Annotated in this window: 15 protein-coding genes; 7 read left to right on the top strand and 8 right to left on the bottom strand. The window is 60.4% G+C overall.

Annotated features, from left to right (window positions below):
• Positions 1-230 precede the first annotated feature (230 nt).
• A complete protein-coding gene (locus NTD84_RS08650) occupies positions 231-1,583 on the top strand; it encodes an MFS transporter (protein WP_262164733.1) in 1,353 nt (450 codons plus the stop codon).
• Positions 1,584-1,704: 121 nt separating this feature from the next.
• Here NTD84_RS08650 and NTD84_RS08655 read toward each other — a convergent pair whose 3' ends face one another.
• Positions 1,705-2,043 (bottom strand): hypothetical protein, encoded by a 339-nt coding sequence (locus NTD84_RS08655; protein WP_262164734.1) that lies wholly within the window; start codon positions 2,041-2,043, stop codon positions 1,705-1,707.
• A gap of 182 nt (positions 2,044-2,225) precedes the next feature.
• Between NTD84_RS08655 and NTD84_RS08660 the strand changes: the two genes are divergently transcribed.
• Positions 2,226-2,462 (top strand): hypothetical protein, encoded by a 237-nt coding sequence (locus NTD84_RS08660; RefSeq protein WP_262164735.1) that lies wholly within the window; start codon positions 2,226-2,228, stop codon positions 2,460-2,462.
• 69 nt (positions 2,463-2,531) lie between these two features.
• Here the strand turns inward: NTD84_RS08660 and NTD84_RS08665 are convergent, their stop codons facing one another.
• Positions 2,532-2,768 carry a hypothetical protein gene (locus NTD84_RS08665; protein ID WP_262164736.1) on the bottom strand — a complete coding sequence of 79 codons (237 nt, stop codon included), beginning with the start codon at positions 2,766-2,768 and terminating at the stop codon, positions 2,532-2,534.
• Between the two features lie 150 nt (positions 2,769-2,918).
• Here NTD84_RS08665 and NTD84_RS08670 point away from each other — a divergent pair, with 150 nt between their 5' ends.
• From NTD84_RS08670 to NTD84_RS08680, 3 genes are all read left to right on the top strand, one after another.
• Positions 2,919-3,212: a hypothetical protein gene (locus NTD84_RS08670; RefSeq protein WP_262164737.1), complete on the top strand. Its 294-nt coding sequence runs from the start codon at positions 2,919-2,921 to the stop codon at positions 3,210-3,212.
• 199 nt (positions 3,213-3,411) lie between these two features.
• Positions 3,412-5,538 carry a TonB-dependent receptor family protein gene (locus NTD84_RS08675; RefSeq protein ID WP_262164738.1) on the top strand — a complete coding sequence of 709 codons (2,127 nt, stop codon included), beginning with the start codon at positions 3,412-3,414 and terminating at the stop codon, positions 5,536-5,538.
• A 42-nt stretch (positions 5,539-5,580) separates the two neighbouring features.
• Entirely contained in the window at positions 5,581-6,486 is a 906-nt protein-coding gene (locus NTD84_RS08680) for a helix-turn-helix domain-containing protein (RefSeq protein ID WP_262164739.1), read from the top strand.
• A 360-nt stretch (positions 6,487-6,846) separates the two neighbouring features.
• Here the strand turns inward: NTD84_RS08680 and NTD84_RS08685 are convergent, their stop codons facing one another.
• From NTD84_RS08685 to NTD84_RS08705, 5 genes are all read right to left on the bottom strand, one after another.
• The gene (locus tag NTD84_RS08685) at positions 6,847-8,433 is read right to left on the bottom strand and encodes a GMC family oxidoreductase (RefSeq protein WP_410017337.1); all 1,587 of its coding nucleotides are present in this window, start codon (positions 8,431-8,433) and stop codon (positions 6,847-6,849) included.
• 57 nt (positions 8,434-8,490) lie between these two features.
• Positions 8,491-9,375 (bottom strand): sugar phosphate isomerase/epimerase family protein, encoded by an 885-nt coding sequence (locus tag NTD84_RS08690; RefSeq protein ID WP_262164740.1) that lies wholly within the window; start codon positions 9,373-9,375, stop codon positions 8,491-8,493.
• A 152-nt stretch (positions 9,376-9,527) separates the two neighbouring features.
• Positions 9,528-10,550: a glycoside hydrolase family 3 N-terminal domain-containing protein gene (locus NTD84_RS08695; RefSeq protein WP_262164741.1), complete on the bottom strand. Its 1,023-nt coding sequence runs from the start codon at positions 10,548-10,550 to the stop codon at positions 9,528-9,530.
• 2 nt (positions 10,551-10,552) lie between these two features.
• On the bottom strand, positions 10,553-11,587 hold the full coding sequence (locus tag NTD84_RS08700; protein ID WP_262164742.1) for a glycoside hydrolase family 3 N-terminal domain-containing protein: 1,035 nt from the start codon (positions 11,585-11,587) through the stop codon (positions 10,553-10,555).
• Between the two features lie 72 nt (positions 11,588-11,659).
• The gene (locus NTD84_RS08705; protein ID WP_262164743.1) at positions 11,660-12,829 is read right to left on the bottom strand and encodes a Gfo/Idh/MocA family protein; all 1,170 of its coding nucleotides are present in this window, start codon (positions 12,827-12,829) and stop codon (positions 11,660-11,662) included.
• A 364-nt stretch (positions 12,830-13,193) separates the two neighbouring features.
• Here NTD84_RS08705 and NTD84_RS08710 point away from each other — a divergent pair, with 364 nt between their 5' ends.
• Entirely contained in the window at positions 13,194-14,060 is an 867-nt protein-coding gene (locus NTD84_RS08710; RefSeq protein WP_262164744.1) for an XRE family transcriptional regulator, read from the top strand.
• A 59-nt stretch (positions 14,061-14,119) separates the two neighbouring features.
• Here the strand turns inward: NTD84_RS08710 and NTD84_RS08715 are convergent, their stop codons facing one another.
• A complete protein-coding gene (locus NTD84_RS08715; RefSeq protein ID WP_262164745.1) occupies positions 14,120-15,289 on the bottom strand; it encodes a thiamine pyrophosphate-dependent enzyme in 1,170 nt (389 codons plus the stop codon).
• A gap of 586 nt (positions 15,290-15,875) precedes the next feature.
• Between NTD84_RS08715 and NTD84_RS08720 the strand changes: the two genes are divergently transcribed.
• Positions 15,876-17,039 (top strand): PotD/PotF family extracellular solute-binding protein, encoded by a 1,164-nt coding sequence (locus NTD84_RS08720; protein WP_262164746.1) that lies wholly within the window; start codon positions 15,876-15,878, stop codon positions 17,037-17,039.
• The last annotated feature ends 64 nt before the right edge of the window (positions 17,040-17,103 follow it).

A 17,103-nucleotide genomic window follows, 5' to 3' on the forward strand; every position in this document is an offset into this window, starting at 1 on the left:
TCCTTTAAAGCTTATAGAAGTTTTTTTCAATCTTTTATTCGCTTTGGTGACAACCAGAGCGCGGACCACAGCCGGGTTGTCTGCGCCAGCCCTCACTTTGTCCGGCACAGATCATGCTTCAGCGAACCGCAACAAGTCGGTCCTGACTACGCGGAGGGTACTTGGCAAGCAAGTGCTTTCAGCCACGGCCCCGATAATCGAAGGCTAATTGATGAAACGTCGAGGTCCGCATGACGAGCAGCGCCACCGGGCAGGTCAGCCCGCAAACCCTTAGAAAAGTCATTGTCGCCGCCGGCATCGGCAACTTCGTCGAATGGTTCGACTTCGCGGTGTATGGCTTTCTGGCCACGACCATTGCCCAGCAGTTTTTCCCCAGCGGCGATGCGAGCGCGGCATTGCTCAAGACCTTTGCGGTGTTCGCCGTGGCCTTTGCTTTTCGCCCGCTTGGTGGGATTTTTTTTGGCAGGCTGGGTGACCGGATCGGTCGCAAAAGAACCCTGGCCATGACCATCCTGCTGATGGCGGGTGCGACCACCTTGATCGGTCTGTTGCCCACCTACGCCGCGATCGGGGTGCTGGCCCCCGTTCTGCTCAGCCTGATCCGCTGCGCCCAGGGCTTTTCTGCCGGGGGCGAGTACGCCGGGGCCTGCGCCTACCTGATGGAGCATGCGCCCAATGACAAGCGCGCCTGGTATGGCAGCTTCATTCCGGTCTCGACCTTTGCCGCGTTCGCCTCGGCCGCAGTGGTGGCCTATGCGCTCGAAGCCTCGCTATCGGCCGAAGCCATGGGCAGTTGGGGCTGGCGCTTGCCGTTCCTGATTGCCGCGCCATTGGGGCTGGTGGGCCTGTACTTGCGCTGGAAACTGGACGAAACCCCGGCGTTCCAGGCCGTAGCGCAGAGGCATGCGGTTGCGCACTCGCCGATCAAGGACACGCTGCGCAATCATGGTGCGGCGATGTGCTACCTGGGCGCGTTCGTGTCGCTGACGGCGCTGTCGTTCTACATGTTCACCACCTATTTTGCGACCTACCTGCAAGTCGCCGGCGGCTTGAGCCGCGCGATGGCGTTGCTGGTATCGCTGATCGCCCTGATGTTCGCCGCGGTGGTTTGCCCGCTGGCCGGGTTGTTTTCGGACCGGGTCGGCCGTCGCAAGACCATGATGACCGCGGGCGTGCTGTTGATGGTGGCGGTGTATCCGTCGTTCCTGATGGCCAGTTCCGGTTCCTTCGCCGCGTCCATCGTGGGCGTCATGCTGCTGGCGATTGGCGCGGTATTGTGCAACGTGGTCACCGCCGCCCTGCTTTCGGAAACCTTTCCCACCCGAACCCGCTACACCGCTTCGGCGATCACCTACAACATGGCCTACACCTTGTTCGGCGGCACCGCGCCGCTGGTGGCCACGTGGCTGATCACCACCACCGGCAGCAACTTGTCGCCGGCGTTCTACCTGATCGCCGTGGCCGTGCTTGCGTTGATCGGCGGTTTGGCGTTGCCGGAGACGTCGAGGATTTCGCTGCATGATGTGCCGAGTGGGGACCCGCTCAACGACGCGCGCTACAGCGTGAAATCGCAAATTCCGTAGGAGCTGCTTGGTTTCCGGAACTCAGACAAAAAAAGCCCCGTCACCGAATGCGGTGCGGGGCAAAAAATTGGTTGGTTGCGGCCAACCAAAGGAGCTCAGTGCAAAACGTGTACGGCCGGACTCAGATGCATTCCTGTGCGGCACGTTCAAAACTTGAGGGCAGGAAGTTCGAAGCCAGCAAATGCCGGTCGTAGACGAACACCTTGCCGCCGTTGCCAGCCTTGTAAGCCTCCAGCACGTTGTCCGCCGAAACCTTGCTCGGCACCACGATGCGGTAGCTGCGCTGGGTCTGCGAAACCGTCGGGTTCAACGCACTGCCCTGCAATTTCGGTATGACGCAGTCAGCGAATTGGGCAGGTGTCTTGTGGGTCTGCAACGTTAATGTCGGGTCGTTCGGCGCGGAGGCGCAACCGGCAAGCAGCGAGGCAAAAGCCAGGACAGTCACAAATAAAGGGCGCATCACTCTCATCCTGAAAACAAAAAATTCTGTTCATTGACTCTCTGGAGCCGATTTTCCGACTATTCCGAACAAAACAGAACTTACGTTTGGTAATGGTGACTATTACGTCTAGCGATAGTTACGCCTCGCACAGCGGGATGCATACTCAATCACCACATGGAAAAACTGATGAGGATCGCTGCTTGAGAACTTTTGACCTGATCCGCGACGCCGTTTTGCCCGACTTCCGCGATCGGGTGGCCGAATACCTGATCCAGTATGAAAGCGTGCTGCTCGCCGACACCGCGCCCGACCCGGAGCTGACTCGGGCCACTGCCAATCAGTTGCGCGGCTACTTGCGCGGATTGAACACCACTCGGGTGTTGGGCATGGCTGATTGGGAAGAGCTGGATCGGCGGGTGGTGAATACCTGGCTTTAGGTCAATTTGCCCGGTGCCGCCGCATCCGGCGCCATCCCTGCCAATCCGCCGAGCCTGAGTCTGCGCCTATCAGCCAGGTTGCTCGGCGACTTCAATCCGAGTCAGCCCGACCAGCTCGGCCTGCTCCAGGATTTCTTCCGGCGTGGCGTCCGCATTGGGCATGATCAGGCTGTTTTCGCCATCGCCAAAATGCAGTTGTAACAGGTGCATGGCCGCTTCATGGACGGGCAGCTGCGGCTGTTTGAATTCGAACGTCTGCGTGCGGGGTTCGCCGTTGAACAGGTATTCAAGGGTGTAGAGATGCATGGTGGGATCCTCGTGACGGGAGAAGTGTGACTGCTTATCCTGACCAGCCAGTCAGCTTCCAGTTCAACTGCATTGGGCGCTGTCTTATCATCTAATCTGATAAGCACGCGCTCCACACACGCTGCCAGACGCATTTTGCAGGACATCGCCATGACCCAAAAAACAGCGCGACACGTCTCGTCATGGATCCTGCCCTCCCTGCTCGCGCTCAACATGGCGTTGATTGGAGGGTGTTCCGGCAAGGGGACTCGCTATTCGACGGCAAACGTCGGTTCCAGTTGCTACGCCAAAGCACTGCCCACTTCCGGCGAGGGCGGCCTTGCGTGGGGAGACACCTTGAGCATGGCGCGCAGCAAATCCCTGAACAATTGCATCCGCTACGCCGGCCGATCCGGGGGCACGCCGGACACCTGTCAAGTGGTGTTGGCCGAGTGCCGAAAGTAGCGCTCCAGAGAACCTTCAGATACCGCATTACCCGTAGGAGCCAGCTTGCTGGCGATGGGCGTAAGCGCGCCGCGTTGATCCAGCCAGCTCGCGTTATCGTTAGCGACCCTCGCCAAAAACAGAATCGCCATGTGTTTCCTTCGTTCTTGCTGACGTCGCAATTGTTCACTGCCCGTTCCTGCACGTCTGGAGTTTCCCAATGCCCTCGCCCAAATCCTTGCCCGCTGCGCTGCTGGGCCTGGCCCTTGTTTGTCCGGCCATTACCGAAGCCCAAGGCCTGGAGCTTGGACAAGTGCTGATCGGGGCGGAGGATCAGAGCGGCGAAGACGCGTCGATCGAGGAAGCGCAGGCGCGGCTGGCCCAGGTGCCCGGCGGCACCAACGTGGTGGATCTGCGCCGCCCGCTGCAAGGCCGCGTGGCGAGCAATCAGGATGTGCTGGCTTACCAGCCAGGCGTCTATGCGCAGTCGGCGGGTAACGAAGGGGTGAAGATCTCTATCCGCGGATCAGGGATCAACCGCGCACCGGGCGCCCACGCCTCGGGGTTGTACACGCTGCTTGACGGTCTGCCACTGACCGGCCCCGGCGGCACGCCCTACGAGTTGCTGGAACCGCTGTGGCTCGATCACGTGGAAGTGTTGCGCGGCGCCAACGGCTTCGATCGCGGCGCGCTGGCCTTGGGCGGCGCAGTCGATTACGTCAGCCACACCGGCTACAACGCAGCGAAGTTGCAGGTGCGTTACGCCATGGGCAGCCACGGCTATCAACAGCGTCAGGTCAGCTCCGGGCAAGTGCTGGGCGATTTCGATTACTACGTGGCCGTGACCGATGCGCGTGCCGACGGCTACCAGGACCACACGAACAGCGACAGCCAGGGCGTCATCGCCAACTTCGGTTATCGCTTCAATCCCAACCTGGACACCCGTTTCTACCTGCGCTATCGCCAGACCGACAACGACCTCGCCGGGCGCGTGACCAAGCGTTCCATCGAGCATACCCCACGCGCAGCCAACCCCGCGTACGTGGCGCGGGACGACAGCCGAGAGCAGCCAGGCAGCACCTTCATCGGCAACAAGACCACGTTCTATCTCGATGACGATTCGAGCATCCAGACCGGCCTTGTCTACCACGACTATCCGATGGATTTGCGCGAGGGGCCGAACCGTTTGACGGTGGCGTACACGGACGTCAGCGGCACCTTCGACTACAAGCGCCGCGATACCCTCTGGGGCCTGGAAAGCCGCAGCACGGTGGGTCTGCGCGTGACCAAGCACCTGCCGAATGATGGCGCCAGCGAGTGGGTGCGCATCCCTACCGGCAACACCGCCGGCTATGAGCCGGGCACGCACATGCGCGACTTCACTTATCAGGGTTCGGACACGGTTCTGCATCTGGGCAATGACCTGGAGATCGCCGACGACCTGTGGCTGACCACGGGGCTCGCCGCGATCTACACCCGCCGCGAAAGCGCGGTGACTTACCCCGACGGCGGAGGCAAGACCAGCATGAACGACTGGGACTATGCGCCGCGAATCGGTCTGCGCTACCAACTGACGCCCGATTTGCAGCTGTTCGGCAACCTCAGTCGCTCGGTCGAAGCGCCGCATCCGTGGTCGCTGATTTACAGCGCCAACCAGCGGTTTCCGGTAGGCAGCGGCCCCGCCACCGGCACCCAACGCGACCCGATCGAGCTGCAGAACCAGACTGCGACCACCCTGGAACTCGGCGGTCGCGGCGACAGCAGCGTCGGGCAATGGAGCCTGGCCTGGTACTACGCCCAGGTGCGCCACGAATTGCTCTCGGTGTTGCCGGATGCCAACGCCATCACGCCCTATGAACTCAACGCCAGCCCCACCGTGCACCAGGGCGTCGAAGCCAGCCTGAACAGCGATCTTTGGACGCGGGACGATGGCGGCCGACTGAGTTTGCGCCAGAGCTATACCTTCAGCGACTTCCATTACCGCGACGACGACCGCTTTGGCGACAACCGCCTGCCGGGCCTGCCGATGCATTACTATCAGGGCGAACTGCGCTACGACTGGCCGCTGGGCTTCTTCGCAGCGCTGAACACCCAATTGACCTCAAAAGTGGCGGTGGATTACGCCAACAGCTACGACGCCGACCCCTACGCCCTGTTCGGCACCACCGTCGGCTACAACGCCCCCAAGGGCGACTGGCAGACCTGGCTGGACGTGCGCAACCTGACCAACAAACGCTACGCCGCCACCGTCACGCCAGGCTACGACGACAAAGGGCTGGACGCCGCACGGTCGACGCCGGGTGAAGGTTTGGGGGTATATGTCGGGGTGTCGTGGAGCCTGCTCTGAGTTTTTTATCCAGCAGTATGAAATAGCGAAGGGAGACTGGCAGTGACGAGCGCAGAGCGAACCTCAGCGACCGGCCTGGAAGCGCATATCCGCGGAGTACGCCTGGCGGCGTCTGACGATGTTTCAGCGAAAGACGTGCTGGTGCAGATTTTTACCCGAGAGCGGGCCGAGCCGAGTCTGGTCGTTCCCGCCGTGGCCGAACCGTTGATTGTCTGGGTGCTGTCCGGGGAAGCGGCCATCGAGGAAAGAGAGCCGGGAGAGGACTGGGTGGCGAGCGCGGTTCGCCAGGGCGACTTTTTCCTGACCACCTCGGCGGTGCCCTATGAAATGCGTTGGCAAGTCACCAGTGCCGCCCCCTTTGTGGTCATGCACGTTTACCTCGGACTGCAGCTACTGGAGCGCGCCATCGAAGAAACCGATCAAGGCGTGCCCGATGCCATACGCTTGCGCGAAGTCTCCGGAGGACGCGATGAGGCGCTGTCGTTGCTGCTCGAACAATTCAGGCTCGAACTGACGACCTCGGCGCAAACCAGCCCGCTCTTGATGCAGGGCATCGCGCAATGCCTGGCCGTGCACCTGGCCCGCCATTATCGCGACGACAACGCCGAAAACATTGCCCTACGCAATGCCCTCCCCGCCTATAAGCTTCGGCGCGTGGTGAGCGTAATGGAGAACACCCTCGACGAAGAATTTCGTTTGTCCGAACTGGCGCACGAAATCGGCCTGAGCGAATACCATTTCAGTCGCCTGTTCAAACGCGCCACAGGCCACTCACCCTCCCAATATTTCATCAAGCTGCGAATGACCAGGGCCAAGCAACTGCTGGCCGAGACCGACCGAAGCATCATCGATATCGGCATGGACGTCGGCTACAGCAGCGCCAGCCATTTTTCCCAGGTGTTCAAGCGCGAAGTCGGCGTCACACCGAGCCATTACCGCAGGCCCTGACGCGACACCGCGCAGAATTCCGGCCGCAAGAGCCTGCTCGCGAGGGACGTAAACGATGACGCGGGCTTTCTGAAGAAACGCGGCGTTCTCGAGTTCATCGCGAGCATGCTCGTTCCTACAGTTGGGGTGTGGGCAGTGGTCATAGCCCTGCGACGCTACCCACTTGCCGCCCAACGCGTTGTAGCCCGCAACAAACTCAACCCCTGTAGGAGCCAGCTTGCTGGCGATGTACGCAAGGGCGCCGCGTTGATTCAGGCTGCACGCGTTATCGTTGGCCACCATCGCTGGCAAGCCGGCTCCTACATATCTCCGCGTCCTCGGTGACAACCACGCTTTGCTCGACCGGTAATACGCGTCGGCCTACTGACCCCTCCTGATCATGTCGGCCGCCTTCTCACCGATCATGATGCACACAGCATTAGGGTTGCCGGATATCAACGTGGGCATGATCGATGCATCAGCAACACGCAGCCCTTCCACGTCGTGTACCTTGAGATTCGGCGCAACCACCGAGTGCTCATCCACCCCCATGCGGCACGTGCCGGAAGGATGCAGCGCCGCGTGGGCTTCTTCATGGCAGAACTTTCTCATGGCCTCTCGAGTGCTGACCGCCGCGTCTGGCACATGCCGCCTGGCCAGATAGGGTTTGAACGCGGCTTGGGACATGATCGCCTCCCCCACCAGGCAGCCATCCACCAGGCTTTCGATGTCGTACGGGTCGGAGAAATAGTTGGGCACGATGCGCGGCGGTGACATTGGGTCGGCGGAATACAGTTCGACGTAGCCCCGGGACCTGGGACGGATCTGGCCGAGGTTCAAGGTGCAGCCATTCCCCCCCGGCACCGAGTCGACGCCCTCTTCAATGCCAGCGCCGACCACCATGAAATACTGGATATCCGGGTTGGCCGCCGCCTTGTCGCCCCACCAGAACGCCCCGCCTTCAATCAGGTTGGACGCCGCCGGGCCTTGCCTGAACAGGGCGTACTGCAAGCCCGCCATCATCTTCCAGTGCAGCTTCTTGTATTTGTCGTAGCTGTGCGGCCCGGTCAGTTCATAGACCAGCGACACTTCGATATGGTCCTGTAGGTTCTGCCCGACACCGGGCAGATCCTTGACGACTTTGATCCCCTGTTTTTCCAGGTGCGCGGCCGGGCCGATGCCCGACAACATCAACAAGCGCGGGGAGTTGATGGCGCCGGCCGACAGCACGATCTCTTTTTCCGCATGCATGACCTGCCGCACGCCGTTCTCGACGTACTCGACGCCGATGGCCTTGCTGCCCTGGGTCAAGATGCGGATCACCCGGCAGCCGGTCTTCACCGTCAGGTTCTTGCGAGCCTTGGCCGGCGCCAGGTAGGCCACCGCCGCACTGCTGCGAAAACCATTTTTTGCGGTGATCTGATACAACCCGCATCCCTCAGGGTGACCCGAGTTGAAGTCTTCGTTATACGGCAGACCGTATTGCTGGCAGGCGCGCAACCATACTTTGGTCAGCGGATGGATATTGATCGGGTCAGAAACACCCAGCGGCCCGCCAACGCCATGCACGTCGTTGCAGAAGCGCTCGTTATCCTCGGCTTTTTTGAAGTAAGGCAGAACGTCCTGGTAGGACCAGCCCGTCGCCCCTTGTTCGACCCAGCCGTCGTAGTCGGCGGGCACGCCGCGGATGTAAATCATCGCATTCACCGAACTGCCGCCACCCAGCACGCTGGCCTGGACCATGGTCGGCGTTTCAGTCCGGCGCTGATCTTCGGTGGGCTCCCATGCATAGCGCTTGAGCAGCGGACCTTGCGCGGTTTTATAGTAGGCACCGGGAATATGGATGTAGGGATTGCGATCGCGCGGTCCCTCTTCAAAAAGAACCACCGACGCAGACGCCTCTTCGCTGAGTCTCGAGGCCACCGTGCAGCCTGTCGAGCCGCCTCCGATTACGATGAAATCCACCATGACGACTTGATACCTTTTATGAGGTGCAGATTGTAAGAACGGGGGTTTTAAAGCGCGTTAACGTCCAACCAGGCTGGCTAAAAGCGCCTTTAAATCTTTCGCGACCTCATAACTGTTTTGTTGCTGCTGCTTTTTGCAAAACAACTCACAGCTCCACCATCCCTCGTAACCGGTGGCTTTCACCGCGTCCGTCCACTCGCGCAGGTTCAATATCCCCTGCCCCGTCGGTACGTCGCGGAGGATTTCCTCATTGGGGATACCACCGGAAAACGGCAGCGAGTCACACACGTGCACGCCGTAGATCACGTCTTTGTTCATGCGTGCGATGTCTTCGGGTGTCACGCCGGACGTGAAGCAATGCCAGTAGTCAATCACTATCTTCACGTTGTCGCGTTCGCTGCGCTCGATCAGCTGCAGTTGATGCTCAAGCGTATTCAGAGGCGTCCATGACAGCGCTTCCAGGTAGAGCAGAACGTCGTACTGCCTGGCCAGGTCGGCGAGCAACGCCAGGTTGTGCGCGGTCAACGCATATTGTTCAGGCTCGGACCACCCCAGCAAACCGCTGTAATGAGGGCTCGTGCCGTGCTGCTGGTAATCGATCACGGCCTGAACGTTGATGGGGCCGGTGAGCACCTGAACACCTTTGGCGCCGACCAGTCTGGCCAACTGAAATAGCCGTTCCGCTTCCTTCAACAAATCATCGCGCTCGGCGCCCTGGCGTTCGATGTCCCGCAGGTAACCCATGCCGGTGACGGGGATATCCTTGAGTAACGCTTTGAGTTCCGGCTCCGAATAACCGGCCTGAAGATAAGCCTCCAGTTTGCCGCTGTAGATTTCCAGCGCATCGAAACCGAGGGTCTTCGCCATGTCGATGTCCATGGCCAGCGTTGAATGCTTGGCGACCGTGGAATGCAAGGCCAGGATGTTTTTTTGAGTGTTCATGTCAGGCTCCTACCGTTGCTTCCCAGTGTAGAGGGATAGGGTTCCGGTAGTGATTTCGCACTTGCAGGAAATCCGGCGCAACCTGACGCAGTGGCTGCGTCAGGTTTAATGACCTGAGGGAGCGGGCTTGCTCGCTCCCACAGGAATTGGCGTTACGAGTAAGGGGCGGCCAGGCGATTGGCCAATGCGCAAACCGCCATCGCCGCAGCATCCAGACGCTCCTGAGCCAGGGTGCCCGCCGCGACAGCCCCGGTGATCGCACGAACAATCTGCGGAATCTCCGGCATCGCCTTCGCCGAAATCAGTAGCAGATCTGCCCCCGCGTTCAACGCAGCAACCGCCACCTCGCCTAGCGACGACTCGCCTATCGTGGAGCGGTGGTCCAGATCAATGGTCATGACCAACCCCTTGAACCCCAGCTCCCGGCGCAGCAACCCGATCAGCTCAGGCGAAACCGAGGCCGCAACGGGGGGCTCGCAGGCCGCGAAAATCGCCGGCCCCATCATCACCGCGTCCGCACCGGCATCCACCCCGGCTTGAAACGCGGGCCAGCCGGCGCGCAGTTGCTCCAGCGACTCGGTCACCACCGCCTCCTCGGTTGACGGTTGGCGCAGCAGCACTGGATGCCCGGGAAAATGCTTCAGGGTGCTGGCCATCCCTGCACGGCGCACGCCACGCACATAGGCGCCCACCATAGCGGCGGCACGGTCGACATCATCGGAAAGCGTTCGGCCCTGGAGCCACACATTGGGGCCAGCCACTACATCGGCGGTCGGTGATAACAGCAGATTCACACCGGCCTTGCGCACCGCTGTGCCGACCTGAAAACACACCTCTTCCAGTTCAACAACGCCCATGGTTCTGGCGAGCTCGGGGTCAGGCAGGGCAGGCGCAATGCCTTGCAAACGGTGGACGGCAGAGATATCGGCATCGGCCGCCAGCAGCAGCGGCCCACCCAATTCCCTTGCCGTGCCGGTGAAGCGCTGCCACTTCTCCAATGTCTCCGACGCCAGCCGGCTCGCGCTCATTTTACCGCTGACATATTCCTGCGCGGTCTCACCAAACAACAGGCTGCGCCCGCCACTGCCGAGAAATCTGCGCACGCCGTCATCCATCTGGAGATCGAGCAACACTGGAAACAGTACGCTGTATGCCTGGCTTTCAATCGCGCTCATGATCAATTCCGCGTTGAGTGGTATTGGTCGTGATTGGCCACTGCCAGTTCACGAACCCTGGTGGCGGCATCCAGCAGAATCTGCCGGTCCAGCGCACCCTCGTGAACGGCCGCGACAATCGATTCGGCAATCGCATCCAGGCCCGATTCGCTGGACACCAGCAGCAGATGTGCGCCAGCGGCCAGCGAAGCGACGGCGGTGTCGGTGATCGAGTTACCCCTGAGGATGGACACCGCATCCAGGTCATCGGAAATGATCAAGCCGCTGAATCCAAGGGTGTCACGCAACACCCCGATGACCTTGGCTGAAGTAGAGGCGGAATGATCAGGGTCGATGGCCGGAAAAACCGCCGGCCCCGGCATCACCGCTTGCACGCCGGTAGCAATGACTTTCTTGAACACTTCAAGGTTGTCGTGCAGCAACGCCAGCGGGCCAGGCACGGTGGCTTCCGCGATGGCCGGGTCCGTTTCCGTGATGTAGTGGCCGGGAAAGTGTTTGGCGGTGGCAATCACGCCAGCACGTTGCACTCCGCGGATAAAGGCACAGGACACCCGGCTGACTTCAACGGGGTCGGCGCCCAGGTGTCGGTTGTGCAACCAAGGGTTGGCGCCAGTGACCACATCGACGATCGGTGCCAGAAACAGATTGACGCCCAGCTCCCGCGCCACGCCCGCCATCGCAAAGCAGCGCTGCTCGATCTCCGGTGCACTGAGGTCGTGCAATTGGTTCCTCGATGCGACAGCCGGAACCAACCGGTGGAGCCGTTCAATGCCGCCGAGTTCCTGATCCACCGCGATCAGCACCGGCGCACCGGCCAATGACGCCGCTTCCCGGGCGATGTCGATGAAGTCGGCAGCGGACTCAGCGCCCTTGCGCGCCACGCTCATGTCTCTGCCCACATATTCGTCCCGGGTTTCGCCCAGCAAAATGGAGACACCACCGCGACTCAGAAAACGCCGGACAGTGTCGTCCAGTTGCAAATCACCAAATGCGGGAAGCAGTACCGAATACGCCGCTCTATGCAGTTCGCTTGACATCTTTTTCCTCACCACCGTTGTTGTGAGCGCAACGCTCAACTTGAAGGACGCGTGACGCAATGCCACGCAAAGTTACCGTTCTGGAAAAGGCACCCAGGCCCGCCGCTGACTGGACTCGACACACGCCTGCGACAGCACCACGCCGCGCACGCCCTCGTGAATGTCCGGTAACGGCACGCGGGTCGCGGTGCGCCACTCGGCTCCGGCATCGAGGGCCTCGGCGAAATCGGCGTACAGCACGGCGAGGGCTTCTAGATACCCTTCCGTATTGCCCGGCGGCAGGCTGGTGCAGGCCAGCGTCTGCGCGGCGTTGTCACTCTGGCCACGACGATGGATGCGGTCGGCGCCGTCAATGGGCGTGAACAGCAGGGTTTCCGGCGATTCCTGACTCCACTCGATGGACGCCTGGCTACCGACAATCTTGAAGCGCAAGCCGTTGCGATGACCGGGTGCCGCGAAACTGGCCCACAACAATCCATCGATGCCGTCCTCAAACTCGAGCTGCACCACACAGGTGTCGTCCAGGCCCCAGCCGGGTACGACCGTGCTCAACTTGGCATTGAGGTTCGTGCAGCGGCGTCCGGACAGGAACTCAAGCATGTTGAACGCATGCGTCCCGACATCGCCCAAGGCACCCGTCGGGCCGGCCATTTCAGGATCGCCGCGCCAGGCGAGGCTCTTGCTCAAGCCCTCGACGCCAGGCGCCAGCCATTCCAGCAGGTACTCGACATACATGAAGCGCACGTCCCCCAACTCGCCGGCCTGAATCCGGCTGCGAGCGTCCCTTACCATCGGGTAGCCCTGATAGGTGTAAGTCAGCGCGAAAAAGGTATTGTGCCGATCGGCAATGCTGGCCAACGCGTAGGCCTCATCGGCGCTGTTTACCAACGGCTTGTCGCAGATCACCGGGATGCCGGCCTGCAGAAACAGCCGGCACGGTTCGAAATGCAGGTGATTGGGCGTGACGATGACGACGGCCTCAATCGGATCCGGCCGTCGCGACTCGGCAGCGGCCATGTCGGCGAATGACAGATAGATCCGCTCTTCATCAAGGTTGAACGCCGCCCCGGCTTCCCTGCATTTATCTGGGTCCGAAGAGAAGGCGCCCGCAACAATATCGAAGCGGTTGCACAGGCGCATGGCAGCCCGATGGTAGCTGGCAAAGTACGCGCCCTGGCCGCCACCCACCATGCCGATCTTCAGACGCCGCTGCCCTGGAATGTCGCCGGTTAACCTGGCCATTTCTTGAAGCCTCCTACCGATACAAAAAAGTGTGTTACTCCGCAAAAATCAATGTGTTACTGACATGGGGCCACCCGTAACTTCCGGCCCCTTTAATCGGGTTCTACCGGTCAAGTGCGGCGATGTTTTATCCGGTCGATAAATGGGTAAAACCGCTTACAATCTGACGCAACCGTCTATAAGAAAAACCTGAAATTAAAACGGCATGAAACATGCTTTATTACATTGGAGTTGGTTAAGTTATTGAGTTTATAAAGGTTAAACGACGGTTATTCGATAACTGCCCTATAACTTGTATAACCGCCGATTCATCCGAACTGAACAGATCGAGAGAACCATGCCCAGCCGAGGAGATCCGCCCCCCATGTCGTTAAACACCGCCACCTCGCACCCCGAGCGACAACAGGTTCGCAGCGACTTGCAGGCCAATGTGCAAAAGAACCTCAGCACGCTGGTAGAGTCGTGCCGTTCGGTTGCCGACATGTGCCGCAAGGTTGATGTCAATCGCCAACAGTTCAACAAGTACCTGGTGGGCCAGCACGTCCCCTCACAAAAGATCCTTCAAAAAATCGGCCGTTATTTCATGATGGAAGCCGAAGATCTTTTTCGCCCGCCCGCGGAGTTCAAGAAGTTCTACGAAGGCTACGAAAACGAATTACCGACAGACTTGCGGGCCTCGGCGCAATTCAATCATTTCCTGCCATTGGCAAAACAGTCGGTCGATTTGCTTGAAGACTATCTGGGCGTCTATTACCGCTATCACAACTCCTCGATTTATAAAGGCCGGATCCTGCGCTCTGTCACTTGCCTGTATCGCGCCGATTCAATGGTCCAGTACGTCACGGTAGAACGCTTCCCGCTGCTGGATGGCAGCGGCAAGATTGGCTACTCATTCACTTATCACGGTTTTTGCCTGTTGCTTGGGGACCGCCTGTTCCTCGTGGACTTTGAAGGCAAGCAACGCAACGAGATGACCTTTTCGATCCTGACCCCGCAACATCGCCGACCGATCCGCTTCCTCTATGGCCTGGTGACCGGGGTGGCGTCTTCATCCTTCCGCCAGCCCTTTTCCACCCGTATGGCCCTGGGCCTGGTGGACAAGGGCAAGATTCGCAAACATCACCTGCGCAACGCGACCGCCGTGTTGCCCAGCGATCAGTCGCTGCCACTGGAAGTGCGCGAATACATGACCGGTGACAACGCCACTATCGTGTGGGGTGGCCAGGACTGAACCATTACTTGCGAGGCTGCCCGTCGATGATCGGCGGCGATTCCTCTGTCAACGCTTGATTAATTCACTTGTGGGCCGCGCGTCGTGATGACCTCCACCAACGACGGCCCCTTGCTGTTCAACGCCTTGATAAACGTCGGATTGAGTTGCGAAGCATGCTCGACCCGCCACGCCTCAAGACCAAAATTTCTGGCGATGCCCGCGAAGTCGGGAGCGTACGGTTTACCGTCCGGGAGATTGAACTCGCCGGCCCGGTGCTGCTCGACTAACGGGGTTTGCACATCGCTCAACGACACATACCCGCTGTGGTTGAACACGATGAACACCACGGGAATGCTGTGCATCACGCACACCGCCACTTCCTGCATCGATTGCAAAAAATCCCCATCCCCCACGGCACACACCACCTGGCGCGCCGGCATGGCGAGCTTGGCGCCGATAGCCGCCGGCACCGCCCAGCCCGGCATGCCCGCATTGGCGGCGCAGAGATTTCTGGATTGATAGACGGGGAACATCTCTCTGACCAACGCCTGGAGATTCCCCGTACCCACCACCACTATCGCGTCCTGCTCCAGAACCGACCGTAGTTCGGCCATGGGTCTCTGTACTGTCAACGGTGCGACATCGCCGGAACCGTCTTCAATCGGACGCGACGCGCTGTCTTCGCGCAGGGCGACAACGTTGAGTCGTGAGTCTGCCCTCAGCACTTCGCTGGTCGCTCGCAACGTGGCGGGCGCCAGTCGGACATCCATCGAGGCGCGCAGAACCGCGGCCGGAATATCCAGGCTGACCGGGCCGGCGCGATCACTGAACATCGTGTCGAAGGATTGCCGCAGGGCGTGCGGCAACTGGTCGGGCAAGGCCACCCGCACGTGCTCTTTAGCGGTCGCGGTGGGCGGCGCTGCCGGCCGCTCATCACCGTCCTCGCCGCTGATCACCAGCATGGCCGACGAGCCCGCCAGTGCAGAGGCGACAGCACCCAGCGCCTTCGACAGACCCAGCGCCACCGGGAGCAAAACCGCCATGGAACGACCGCACGCCCGAAAGTAGCCATCGGCAAGATGCACGGCGCTCTGCTCCTGCATGACTTGAATGAACGGGATGTCGGTGCCAACCGTGAGCAATGCTTCCAACAGGGCCCACGTGCCGTTACCCGGCATGCCGGCCACATAACCGACACCGTTCGCTTTCAGCGCTTTTGCAACAATCTGGCCACCGGTGAGTTTCACAGGACACTCCAATCAATCAGTGCAGGTGGGAAGGCGGAATGCACCTCGCCCCTCTCGGTATCGCCACTGGAGTATTCGCCTGGAGCACTTGCGGCTCAATTTCGCACCCTGCGCAAAAGAGACGCACGTTGACGCAGGTGATCGCCGCCGGTCACCCACGCTAGGGGAAGTATCGTCAGAGAGAGCGTGTTGCGCCGATTAGGTCACTTTGATGCGTCAGAGTGCGTCGCTTTTGTGAGCGCTGCGAAATTGAGTGCTCTGCCTGCCAGGCCAATACTCGATCCATGAAAACAACAAGCCGAGCCTATCAAGCGCTGGGCGCGTCGCTTCAAGTCTTGCCCTCGCCACTTGAGGAAAGCCGCGCAGCCCAGCCGAGGAAGAGTCAATCGGATCAGTGGAGGTCCAGGTGCGCCATGTTCTCTCGACAGGCAATTGCGCATCGCCCGCCTCCCCAGCCCATGGAACCAATGCTGGCCATCACACTGCCGATCTACAGGACTGCATACACGCCCGGCACACCCGCCGAGCCAACGCCCTTGCAAGTCGCTAATCGTTTTCACACAACCACCCTAGGCAGGAACTCGAAATGAAAAAAGAAACAGAGACGGGTTTTGGATTGACCGGCATTGACCTGGATTCGATTAGCTTGAAACGGCGTACGTTTTTGCTGGGGGCTGCCGCATCGGCCGCAGGGTTGTACATGGGCTCCTTCATGCCTAGCGCATTTGCCGCCGCCGCGGGTGGTCACCTCGAGATTCTCGGCTGGGAAGGTGAAACCGGTGACGCGGAGCTCGCCGACTGGCGCAAGCAGCGTGGCATCACCGTACGGTCCAGCTACGCCAGCAACCAGGACGACATTACCGCCCGGTTGGCCGGTTCTGATCCGGTGCAGCTTGATCTGACCATGTACGCGCTGGGCTACGAGACCATCTACCAGGAAATGGGCCTGCTCAAGGCGATCGACACCTCGAAGATCCCCAACTACTCCGCGGAGAACACCGTTCCGCTGTTCTACAAGGGCAAACGCTGGTTCTGGGATGGCAAGCAATGGGGCGTGCCGCTGCTGTGGGGCATGAATACCATCGTCTACAACCCCAAGCGCGTCACCAAGCCGCTCGAATACAAGGACCTGCTTGATCCGAAACTGAAAGGCAAACTGACCTTCGTCGATGACGGCACCTCGAACTGGTCACTCATCGCGATCATTGCCGGCTACGGCGACAAGTTCCCCAACCTGACCCGTGCCGAGTTCGACGACGCCTTCGAGAAACTCAAACCGTACCGCGATCAGTGCCGCGTCTTCGCAGCCTCCTCGGGCGACGCGGTTTCGCTGCTGGTGTCGGGCGAAGTCGACGTGGTGTTCTCGGCGTCGGCCAACACGCCTAGCGAGACCAAAAAGCGTGGTGTAGACACGGCGCTGTCGGTCCCCAAAGAAGGTGCAGCGCTCTGGTGCGATGCCTTGTTCATCCCGAAAACCGCCAAGGATGTACCGCTGGCACTGGAGTTCATCAACAAGACGCTCGAGGCTGAAACCCAGGCCAAGATGGCGACCACCATGTTCTCCGGCGTGGTCAACACCCAGGCGGTGCCGCTGCTGCCCGCAGAGCTCAGAAACACCTTCGACTACGCGAACCTGGACAGCTTTTTCGAGAAATCGAAACTCTACGGCCAGCCTCCCCTGAGCTCCGACAAGTATGTGACCTATGCTGAATGGATCGACCAGTGGGCGAACTTCAAAGGCTCGTTCTAGAGCCGTCGGCGGTCGGGTTATTTGAAGGGACTGTTTGAGGGAACTGCTTGGGTGGACGGCACCG

Origin of the sequence: Pseudomonas sp. 14P_8.1_Bac3, assembly GCF_025466085.1 — a bacterium.
Classification (GTDB): domain Bacteria; phylum Pseudomonadota; class Gammaproteobacteria; order Pseudomonadales; family Pseudomonadaceae; genus Aquipseudomonas.